Source organism: Myxococcus sp. CA051A, from assembly GCF_013336705.1.
Taxonomy (GTDB): Bacteria; Myxococcota; Myxococcia; order Myxococcales; family Myxococcaceae; genus Myxococcus; species Myxococcus llanfairpwllgwyngyllgogerychwyrndrobwllllantysiliogogogochensis.
Map to the genome: position 1 here is coordinate 263614 of NZ_JABUMS010000014.1, position 10876 is coordinate 274489.

Annotated in this window: 8 protein-coding genes; 2 read left to right on the forward strand and 6 right to left on the reverse strand. The window is 69.0% G+C overall.

Annotated features, from left to right (window positions below; translation table 11 throughout):
- Complete coding sequence (locus HUA74_RS33780; RefSeq protein WP_254625354.1) at positions 1-1293, reverse strand: adenylate/guanylate cyclase domain-containing protein; 1293 nt, start codon at positions 1291-1293, stop codon at positions 1-3.
- 260 nt (positions 1294-1553) lie between these two features.
- On the reverse strand, positions 1554-1796 hold the full coding sequence (locus tag HUA74_RS33785) for a hypothetical protein (RefSeq protein ID WP_174457838.1): 243 nt from the start codon (positions 1794-1796) through the stop codon (positions 1554-1556).
- Positions 1797-2095: 299 nt separating this feature from the next.
- On the opposite strand from HUA74_RS33785, the gene HUA74_RS33790 reads away from it, so the two are divergent.
- Positions 2096-2947, forward strand: coding sequence for an efflux RND transporter periplasmic adaptor subunit (locus tag HUA74_RS33790; protein ID WP_174457839.1), 852 nt, complete (start codon positions 2096-2098; stop codon positions 2945-2947).
- Between the two features lie 9 nt (positions 2948-2956).
- On the opposite strand, the gene HUA74_RS33795 is transcribed toward HUA74_RS33790, so the two are convergent.
- The 3 genes from HUA74_RS33795 to HUA74_RS33805 form a co-directional block, all read right to left on the reverse strand.
- On the reverse strand, positions 2957-5188 hold the full coding sequence (locus HUA74_RS33795; RefSeq protein WP_174457840.1) for a peptidase domain-containing ABC transporter: 2232 nt from the start codon (positions 5186-5188) through the stop codon (positions 2957-2959).
- Complete coding sequence (locus HUA74_RS33800) at positions 5181-6131, reverse strand: efflux RND transporter periplasmic adaptor subunit (RefSeq protein WP_174457841.1); 951 nt, start codon at positions 6129-6131, stop codon at positions 5181-5183. The genes HUA74_RS33795 and HUA74_RS33800 overlap by 8 nt, the downstream gene beginning before the upstream one ends.
- A 106-nt stretch (positions 6132-6237) precedes the next feature.
- On the reverse strand, positions 6238-9519 hold the full coding sequence (locus HUA74_RS33805) for a lantibiotic dehydratase (RefSeq protein WP_254625355.1): 3282 nt from the start codon (positions 9517-9519) through the stop codon (positions 6238-6240).
- Between the two features lie 167 nt (positions 9520-9686).
- On the opposite strand from HUA74_RS33805, the gene HUA74_RS33810 reads away from it, so the two are divergent.
- Complete coding sequence (locus tag HUA74_RS33810; RefSeq protein ID WP_174457842.1) at positions 9687-9875, forward strand: hypothetical protein; 189 nt, start codon at positions 9687-9689, stop codon at positions 9873-9875.
- A 235-nt stretch (positions 9876-10110) separates the two neighbouring features.
- Here the strand turns inward: HUA74_RS33810 and HUA74_RS33815 are convergent, their stop codons facing one another.
- Positions 10111-10674: a peptidoglycan-binding protein gene (locus tag HUA74_RS33815; protein ID WP_174457843.1), complete on the reverse strand. Its 564-nt coding sequence runs from the start codon at positions 10672-10674 to the stop codon at positions 10111-10113.
- Positions 10675-10876 lie beyond the last annotated feature (202 nt).

Below are 10876 nucleotides of genomic sequence, written 5' to 3' on the forward strand. Positions count from 1 at the left end.
TCAACCGTGTGGAGTGACGACCCGTGCCCCGACAGGCCCCGCGAGGAGCGCGATGCCCACGCCGGGCACGAAGGTGGCCACCGGCTCGCTCTTTCCCTTCACCGCCACCGGGGCCGCGGGGGACCAGGTGAAGGTCTCTCCCGCGTTGGCGCGCGTGGTCGCGGACACGAGCAGCGGCGTTCCCACCTGCTTGGTGAGTCCTTCGATGCGGCTGGCCAGGTTCACCGCGTCGCCAATCACCGTGTACTCACGCCGCTGGGTGCTGCCCACGTCCCCCACGACGACGCGGCCGGTGTGGATGCCAATGCCGATGCGCAGCGGCTCCTCGCCCCGCGCCACGCGCTCCTCGTTGAGCGCTGTCAGCGCGTCGAGCATCTCCAGCCCGCACGCCACCGCCGCGCGCGCATGCTCCGGGTGGTCCAGAGGCGCGCCGAAGTACGCGAGGATGCCGTCGCCGATGAACTTGTCGAGCGTCCCGCCATGGCGGAACACCACCTCCACCATGCGCGACAGGTACTCGTTGAGCAGCGCCACCACCCGGGGGCTGTCCATCTGCTCGGACATGGAGGTGAAGTCTCGGATGTCGGAGAACAGCAGCGTCACCTCGCGATGCTGGCCATTCGCCAGTCCCGTGCCCCGCTCCGCGATGTGGCGAGCCACCTCGGGGGAGAAGTAGCGCCCCAGCCGCTCGAGCCGGGCCTGCTCGCGGGAGATGCCGTGCAGCAGGCGTTGAATGCGGTGCGTGGCGTAGCCGAGCGTCAGGGCCGTGACGCCGAGGATGACAACGAGCACGGGGGCGAGGTTCCACGCGCCAGGCTCGCCCAGCTTCATCAGGGTGACCGTGAAGCCCATGCTCATCACCGCGCAGAGCGCGACGGTGCCCACGTCCAGCGACAGCACCGACAGCGCGAGGAGCACGCAGTACACCCCGCAGGACATGGGCCCCACGAGGTCGGCGGGCACTCCTGCCTGGAGGGTGACGTACTGCTGGAGGAAGACCATGGGCGCGTCCACCAGCGCCACGGCCATGCCCGCGAACCGGCACCAGCGGGCGACCCCTCCCGCCACCGCCCAGAGCGCACCCGCGAGCACCAGATATCCGCCCAGCGCCACCGGGGACGCGGGCCACGCAAGGCCCACGCTCAGGCAGAGCCAGGCGAGCACACCGACGAAGCGCAGCGCCCCCAGGCGCCGCGCCACGCGAATCTGCTCGTTGACGAGGTTGCGCTCGAAGGCGATGGACAGGTCCGGCTCAGCCGGTTCGGGAAGAGGAGTCACGAGCGTCTGAACCATGTATCGCGCACGCTACCAGAGGCCCTGGCTCACGGGGCGACGGGTGATACTCCCGGTACGGCTCACGACACACAACGACACATCGCTCCCCGTGCTCGATTTCAACGCGAGGCGCGGGACAGCGGCATGGGATGTGTCGCCGACATGTATCACGCCTGCATGACAACTCATTGCGGGTCCGGTGTCTGGCGCGCTTCCGACAAACATCACCGTCGACACCGTCGCGCATCATCGAGTCGGGCGATGGTGCGATGCGCCTATCAACGACGTCTCGACATCACCGCCAGGGTGATCAGCATCGCCACCAATCCCACGCCGATGCCCGCGATGCCACCCAGGGCGGTACAGAGGGAGTTGAGCCCGCCATGGTCGCCGGTCGACAGGCTGTCGAGGTACATGCCGAACGCCAATGGAATCGCGAAGCCGAAAAACCCCATGAGGAGCGTCATCCCCGCGACGTAGAAGGCGCGCATGAGTGGAGACGCATGGGTGCCGTTGCCCATGGGCAGGAGCATCAGCAAGGAACGCGCCGCACGTCTCTCGCGGGGGGGGCATGGCCACCGTTGCGCAGACGCGGGCACGCGCCTGTGCAGCCTGCTGCGCACGGGCGAGAGGCCACCCCGTTCCTTCAACCCTGAGTGGGGCGAGGCCACCCTGATGAGGATGGGAGCCATTTCGGAGGCAGACGGTCCCGGTGTAACGTCGTGGTCAGCATGGACGTCCGAGTCACCTTCACCGAAGAGCCTGCCGCGTGACTCGCGAGGCTTCCGCAAGCACCTCGCGGCGTTCGAGTCGCTGGCTCGTGGTAGGGGCCGTCCTGCTCGGTGGCCCGCTGGCCCATGCGGAGCCACCCGCCGAGGGCGCCCCCGCATCGCGTCCCGCGTTCTCCTCGGACTCCCTCGTGGGCGTGGTGGTGGCCAGCTACACGCTGGACCTGACCTCGCAACAAGAGGGCCGGCTGCAGTTGCTCAAGGCGCGACTGGGTGAACGCGTCACCTCCGGGCAGGTCGTCGCGCAACTGGAGCTGGAGCCCCTCCAACTGGAGACCGCCGCGCGGCAGGCCCAGCTCCAGGCCACCCAGGCCGAGGTGAGCCGCACCGAGCTGCTGTTGCTCCAGGCACAGCAGCGGCTGAAGCGTGAGCAGAGCATCCGCCAGTTCACCGCCGCCGAAGCCGTGGAGACCGCGGAGACCGAAGTGGCCCTGGCGAAGGTGAACGTGGAGCTGGCGCAGGCGCGCGGCGCGGAAGCCAAGGCCCTGCTCGACTCCGCGAGCCGCAATCTGGAGACAGCCCGGATTCGCGCGCCCTTCGCGGGTCGCATCACCGAGCTGTATCAAGTGCCTGGGGGCCTCGTGGGCCGCGCGACGCCCATCCTCCGGCTTGTCAGCGAGGAGCTGAAGTTGCGCTTCGCCGTCCCGGAACACATCGCGCCCACGGTGCGCGCGGGCACACTCATCCAGGTGCGCCTGCCCGCCCTGGGTGTGACGCTGAAAGCGCAGGTAGAAAGCCTCGCGCCCGAGGTGGACCCGTCCTCGCGGCACCAGAAGGCCGAGGCCCGGCTGCTCATCGACGGCGCGATGCGCGAGCAGCTCGCCACGGGCCTGCTGGCCGAGGTGGAGCTGGCTCCCCCACCGGTCTCCAAGCGCGCGCCCTGAGGGCGTCCGTCAGCCCACGAGCTTCTGCTGCGCGGCGCGGTCCTGCTGCGCGACCAGCTCATGGTAGTGCCCGCGCTGGGCCATCAGCTCGTCATGTGTCCCCTGCTCCACCAGCCGGCCCTGCTCCATGACGAGGATGAGGTCCGCTTCCCGGATGGTGCTCAGCCGGTGGGCAATGACGACGCGCGTGCAGTTCAGCTCCGCGATGGCGTCCTGGACCGCCCGCTCCGTCTTCGTGTCCAGCGCGTTGGTGGCCTCGTCCAGGAGGAGGATGGCCGGGCCATGCACCAGGGAACGCGCCAGCGCGAGCCGCTGTCGCTGCCCACCGGAGAGCGATTGCCCCATGTCACTGAGGACCGTCTCGTACTTCATGGGCATGGCCATGACCTCGTCGTGAATCTGCGCGCGACGGGCCGCCTCGAGCACCTTCTCCAGGGGCAACGTGGGGTCGGAGTAGGCGATGTTCTTCCGGATGTCTCCCTGGAAGAGCGCGGGGTTCTGGAGCACCGCGCCCATCTGCCGCCGCACGGCCCGCAGGTCCAACTCCCGCAGGGAGATGCCGTCGTAACGGATGTCACCTTGCGTCGGCAGGTACAGCCCGAGCAACAGGTTGGCCAGCGTGGACTTGCCCGCGCCCGAGCGGCCCACGATTGCCACGAATTGTCCGGGCCGGATGTCCACGCTGACGTCCTGGAGCACCGGCGTGGAGCGACTGCCGTACTGGAAGGACACGTGAGACACCTGGATGCCGCCCCGCAGCGTGTGCGCGCGGCGAGGCGTGTCGTCGGTCTGCTCGGGGCGGGCCTGGAGGATGTCATCCACCCGGTCCAGGTAGCTGCCCACCAACTGCAACTGGAACGCGGTGGCCACCAGGCTGGAGATGGGCGTCAGGAAGTTCCCCGCCAGGGCATTGATGGCCAGCATCTCTCCCAGCGAGAGCTGCCGCTGGTCCAGCACCAGCCACGTGCCCACGGCCAGTGTCGCCAGCGGTGATGCCATGCGCAGCGTGGACGTGAGCGAGTCGGTCAGCGCGGACAGCCGCCCCCGGTCCAACGAGACGTTGAGCACGTCGACGTAGAGGTTGGACCAGTGCTGCACGGCCCGGTCCTCCAGGCCCATGGCCTTGAGCGTCTGCATCCCGTTGAACAGCTCCACCTCGTAGTTCTGCGAGCTGGCGTTCACCTCGAGGCTGCGCGACATCAGCTCGCGCTGGCGCTTTCGCGCGAAGAGGAAGACGAGCACCTGCAACAGCGCCAGTCCCAGCACGAGCAGGGCGAGCTGCCAGCTGCCGAAGAACAGCAGCACCAGGTAGACGACGACGAGCGAGCCATCCAGCACCGCGGACAGCGCCCCCGACGTGAGCAGCTCACGCACCGTGGCGTTGCTGTTCAGCCGGCTCATCAGGTCGCCAGTCGAGCGCAGTTGCAGGAAGGAGAACGGCAGCCGCACCAGGTGGTCCAGGAAGCCCACCGTCATCCGTGCATCCAGATACGTGCGCAGGTGCAACAAGAGGTGCGCGCGCACGAGCGAGGAGACGAACTGGAAGACGACCAGCAGCCCCATGCCCCCGGCGAGGATGGCCAGGAGCGTGGTGTCTCCGCTGGGGACCACCCGGTCCACCACCGCGCCGGTGAGCGAGGGCAGCGCGAGCGCGAACAACTGCAAGAGCACCGACATCACCACCACCCGCCGGAGCGTGGTGCCGCGCTCGGTGAGCAGCCGCAGGTAGCGGCGAGGGCCGGGCGCCGTGCCCCCCGTCTCGAAGGTCTCCGACGGCTCGAAGAGCAGCGCGATGCCCGTGAAAGACTTGCGGAACTGCTCCATCGGAACGACGCGGCGGCCGAAGCCGGGGTCCACCAACTCCACGCCCTTGGAGGTCAGCCGCTCGAAGACGACAAAGTGGCGGAACTCCCAGTGGAGGATGGTGGCGGGCTCCAGCAGATGCAGCTCGTCGATGTCCACCCGCGCGGCCCGGCCCACCAGCCCGAAGCGCTGGCCGGCTTCGAGCAGGGCCAGCGCGCTGACGCCTCGCAGCGACAGGCCCGTGGCGGTGTGGACTTCGTCCAGGTCGATGCGTCGACCCCAGTAGCCCAGCACCATGGCCAGACTCGCGGCGCCGCAATCCGTGGCCGTCAGCTGCGCCACGAAGGGGACACGCTTGCGCCGCAGGTGCTCGCCAATGCGGCCCAGCGCGGGGAAGCGGTCGAAGAGAGAGCCTGCCTTGTCGTCTTCTTCAGCCACGCGGTCTTCCGAGGAGCTCGAGCACGGGCAGCAGCGTCAGCCAGCCGTTGCGCGCACGCACGCGCACCCAGGCCACGCCGGGCATGCCGGTGTAATACGAGTAGCTGCGTCCATCGACGTCGAACGTCGCACCCGGCAGCCGGCCCTCCACCGCCACATGCGGGCCTTGCAGCGACAGCGCGTCTCCCAGGCCAGGCCCCAGGTAGCGCCGCACCTCGGCGGGCCCCACCAGCTCGTCGCTGACGGACGTCACCTGGAAGTACTGGTACACGTACGGAAAGCCAGACACCTCCATGCGAATCTGCTGACCGGGCTCCAGCATCGGCCGGTACTGCCCCGGCACGAGCGCGAGCGCGAAGGCCTCCGAGCCGTCCTGGAGGATGGAGGCCACCGCCTGCCCCGCGCTCAGGTACTGGTTCTCCCGCACGCGGACATCGTAGATGCGGCCGCTGACGGAGGCCCGGAGCACGCGCTCCGACAGCCGCGCCTCGCTCGAGTCCACCTGGCTGCGCAGTGAGGAGAGGGCCTGGCGCGAGCTGGCGTCGAGCGGGTTCATCAGGCCCGCGGCCAGCTGCGAGCGGAACTCCTGCGTCATGCGGCTTCGCTCGGCCTCTTCCAGGGGCGAGTGCAGCTCCACCAGCGGCTGGCCCACCTGGACGTACTGCCCGCGCTTCACCAGCACCTTGCTGACCCGCCCCGCGGACGTGACAGTCAAATCCTCCAGGCCCCGGACCTGGATGAGCACGGGCCCCGTCGCGTAGTCGTTGATCTCCACGACGGAGAGGCCCACGCCGAGGATGAGCGCCAGCACCAGGATGAGCCAGTACGTGACGCGCGCCCAGAACGGGTCGACCCGGAGCAGGGTTCCCCGAACCTCGGGGCGTGCGTAGTGGTCGAGCGCTTCCTGTCGGAAGAGGGACGACTGATGCGGTTGCTCACTCATGGATGCAGCCTCGGGCCGACGGCTCGGGACGATAGCGAATGCGCCGGAGCCGACCAACAGGGACGACTGCTTGTTGGCTCACCATCCCGGCCGTGCGCGAGCAGCCTCATGCGCTCCCCTTGAGCGGCCTCGCCAGCCGCGAGCGATAGAGCCGGGCCAGGAAGTCGTAGAGGATGAGTTCCTGGGCTCGCTGGTCGCTCGCCAGCAGTCTGTTGACGTGCATGTGCAGGAAGCTCTCGGCCAGTCCCGCCACGGGAAGCGTGAGCTGGCCTTCGCGCTCGGCCGCGTGGAGCTGCTCCGCGAGGGGCCGCAGCAGGGCTCCGCGCCGCGCCAGGATGTCGAGCCCCGCCTTCCACGGGCCCTCGTCCTCCGGAGCCGCGTCGAGCATCCGCTCCAGCTCCCGACGCTCCTGTCGGAAGCGCTGGCTGAGCTGGTCCTCGAAGCGCGCGTTGACGCGGAACTCCGCGCCGAACCCCTTGCGGCAGCGACTCGCCACGGCCAGCTTCTGCTCCAGCGACAGGCCAAGCCCTTCCAGCAGCGTGTCCATGCCCAGCAGCGCCAGTCGCCAGCGCAGATTGGCCCCCTCGTCTCCAGGGTGGGTTTCCAGCAGGGACAACACGGCCTCGCTGTCCGCCGCGAAGAGTTGCTCGGACAGCGAGATTCCCGTGGGGCCACCGTAGCGCTCCACCTCGCGCTCGTATGTGTCGAGCTGGAGCTTCCAGCCCTCGCCCGAGGCCAGCGCGTTCGCACACGCCGACTGCAACACGGGCAGCGCCTCCGCATAGAGCCGCTGCGGGGCGCCATGCAGCCGCAGGCGCAGGTGCCAGTCCGGGTCGCCGTAGCGCAGGAAGAACCAGTGGGAGACAGCGCCCGTCTCGGTGAGCTTCCGGAGGACCGGCGCGAGCGTGAGCGTGAGCAACCGGTCCGCGGTGGCCGTGCCGGTGTAGAGCTTCGCGTAGAGCCATTCGGAGCCGGGCGGAAAGGTGCGTGGCACGGACGCGGTGGCGACAGCGGGCGCGTGGGGCGTTCGAGCCAGGGGCTCGCGTCGACGGAACGGGAGCACCACCTCGTGCATGTAGCGTCCGTCCGGTCCGGTGACACAGAGCCCGTCGGGCGTGGGGAACAACTCCTCCAGCGTCACGCCCGAGGGACGATTGCGCGCGAGCTGGACGAACGTGTCCACGCTCAGAACGTTGTCCAGGTCGATGGGGAGCTGGTTGTCGCCATCCTGGAGACAGACCCAGCGCGGCAGTCGGGCCTGCTTCCGGAAGCGCTGGAGTGCCTGGTAGCGCGCGGTGCCCTGCGCCGTGCCCCAGGCCTTGAGTACGTCGGCATTCACCCGCCAGCGCGCCAGCGCCAGCACCACGCGGCCATACGTGACACGAGGGAGGAACGGAGCCTGCGCCAGCGGCCCCCAGGAGAACGCGAGGCTCTGGACGCCCTGCTGCTGGAGCTGCCCCAGGAAGCGATACGCCCCGAGCCCCAGGGAGAAGTAGTTGTGGGCATGGGTCATCCGGGGAATGACTTCCCGCCCCAGCTTGCGGGAGCGGAGCACCAGTCGGCCCTGCTCGACGGAGAGCCACAGGTCCGACAGCTCGAGCCGATGCTCCGGGGGCACACCGGACTGTCCCAGGAAGACGAGGTCATGCTCGCGTAGCGCGGGGCGGCAGATGACATTGCCCATGCGGCCCTGCGGCAGATGCACCACTTCCGCGAAGACGGCCTCGGGCCTCAGTGCCTCCTCGGCACGCAGGTACTCACGCGTCGCCGTCTCCAGCGCCGGGTCCGCGTGGCAGAACCGCCCGACCATCACCGCGCCCGAGGGACCGGAGAGACTCTCCAGGACGAGCTGGTAGTCCCCGTTGTCCACCTGCTCGGTGCTGGCGCCCACCACTGTCGCCACGATGGAGAAGGCCTCCGGCAGCGGCGGCACGTCCCTGGACTCCAGGGCGCGGAGGTCGTCCTCCGTGAGGACCAGTTCCTGGGTCTGCTCACGCCAACAGGACTCCAACCGGGTCAACAGGTGGCGCCAGCGCGCACCGCCAGGAAAGCGCCCGTCACCATCCTGGAGCGGGAAGGCGAAGCCCTGGAGCAGCGGGCCGGTGCCACTGCTCGTGCCACCGTCCGCCGCGAAGCCGATGCCAGTCTCCTCATCGAGCGCTTCCAGCAGCGGCACGGCGCGCGTCTCGTACCGCGCCACGAAGCGTTGCAGGAAGCTCGTTAGGGGCGTGGCCACGCCGCTGTTCACGGAGATGCGGTGGAGCGCCTCGATGGCACCCTGGCATGCCTCCACCACGCAGGGAGACAGCGTGGCCTCCTCGGCGGGACGGAGCATGTCCACCTGGAAGAGGCGCGGCAGCTCCGCGGGCACGGGCAGTCCTTCGAGCATGCGGGCCACGTCGCGGTAGGACTCGACGGGAACACCGGGACGCGCGGCATCGATGCGACCCAGCGCCTCGTGCGCGGCGGCCAGCTTCGTGCGCGTGGGCGTCAGCGCGGACAAGCCCTCGGATGCCTCCAGCAGCGCGGGGATGGGCTCCGGCCCGGTGAGCGGCGGAGCCCAGGTGGGGACGAGGACCTGGGACTCGATGAGCTCCACGATGAAGGCGCGGGCATCTTCCAGTCCGACGTCGGCGTCATCCCGGGTGAGCGCTTCCGCGAGCACTTCCAGGGACGCGCCGCCACGGGCTCGCGCCAGCGTGGAGTCCAGGTACGACGAGGGCTCCACCGCCACCAGATGGTAGGTGCGCTCGCGTCCGGTGTGCCGCATCTCCATGTAACGCAGCCGCCCCGCGGCCAGGTACAGGCTGGAGTTGGGGACGTACGAGAGCTGGTCTCGGACTCCAGGCTCCTGCCGCACCTTCTCCACGAGCGCGCAGACGTAGTCCATGTCCAGGCGGGTGTGGCGACGCAGGTCCTCGCGCGGCGAGAGGCGCAGCCGTGTCGCTGTTCCCGGCCGCCCCATGGAGAGCCCCGCGAACAAACCAAAGGGCGTGCTGCGCCCGGCCATTCGCGCGAAGTACCGCACGAGAGTCCGCTCGACCTTCTTGCCCTGCTCGGAGTCGGCGTTCTCCCGCCAGTAGTGCAGGCTCTCCACCAGCGCGGGAGAGGCGATGAAGAGCGACTCCTGGATGAGCGGGTCATCCACCCACTGGCGCAGCCGTGCGCGCAGTCGCGATGTGTCTCGCTGGAGCGCCGCTTCGAGCGCGTCTGGCGCGGCCTCCGGCCCCTCCAGTCCCTCGCTCCACGACGTGAGCGCGTCAAAGGGCAGCAACGGGGTGCGCAGGACGAAGAAGTCCGCGGCGACGAAGGGGGGCGCGCGACCAGAGCGCGTACGCCCCGCTGGGTTCTCACGCGCGTCAGGCGAGGGGGAAGATGGGGGAGGCATGTGAACGGCGGCTGTCGTGTCGGAGAAGAACCCTCGGATTCCCTTATACAGCAACGATGCAGTTATTTCTTGAGGCTGTTGTTTTGCGTGACTTAGGCTTGGATGTCCCGTGCGACCCGTGGGGCGTGCGGTGTGCGACCACTCATCCGGACCAGGAGCGCCCAGCCATGAGCACCCGACCCTCGAAGAAGCCCACCCTCAAGAAGGAGACGCTGCGCACGCTCGAATCGGCGGAGCTGCCGCGGCTGGATGGCGCGGTGGGCGGCGCGACGCCCGCCCTCGAAATCATCGACATCGACAACAGCCCCTCGAAGACGGTGCAGCCCACCGTGGGGACGCGGACCCGCACCCTGTGAGTCATTGAATCCGACGCCAACGCCGCTTCGTTACCGGGGTTGTCGTTGGAGACAGCGGATACATTCGCGCAAGCCATTGAACGGCGAGCCGGGAAGGTATTCCGGCGGGCAGCTCTCGGGCTGCCCGCTGTGATGACAGTGCAAGGACTGACCTGTCATCCCGCACAACCGCGCCCCGGGGAGATTGGCATCCAGGGCCATCTCAACATCCTTGAGCGCGGCAGCTTGAGTGGAACTACCTCTGAATGTGGAGGTGGGGACCGCCCCAGACAGCCTGTCCCCTCGGGCGTGTCCGTTCGTCGCGCACGGTGTAGCCCTGCGCCCGGGCATCGGCCATGAAGGCTTCAAGGCGCGCCGCCGGGACGCCGCGGGTGCGCACATCGATGGCCCGCCCCTGGTAGTGCATCGAACCGGGGTTGTGCCTTCCTCCCGTGGTCGAGGTGACGGTGAGGCCGTGCCGTTCCGCGAGCCGAGCCATCCCCTCGAACGCCCGTCCAGTCGTCGGCTGGGTGGTCGTGGCGCGGGTCGTCTTCGGCGAGAAGCTTGAAAGGCCGTTGAGGGCCTCGAAGGTTCGCCGCCCCACCACACCGTCCACCTTGAGCCCCATCGAGCGCTGGAAGTCGCGAACGGCCTTCTCCGTGGCGCGGCCGAGCTTCCCGTCTGTCTTTCCGGGATTGAATCCCGCGGAGCGCAACCGGTCCTGCAAGGCCCCAACGGTTTCGTTCGACGCGCCCTTGCGGAGCGACCCACTCGTATAGCCGAGCACGCTCGACCGGTCCGCCGCTCGGGCCGAAGCCATCGAGCCTGACCGTGAGAAGCTGCTCTCGGCGGAGTATCCCTTCACGCTCGCCCGGTCCGCCGCTCGAGCCGAAGCTGACATGCCCTGCGGTTTTCGGACCACCTGAAGCTTGAGAGGATGCCGTCTCCGGACACCACGGAGGCAGGCAGTGAAGAAGAGTCGGTTCAGCGAAGAGCAGATGGTCGCCATTCTGCGAGAGGCG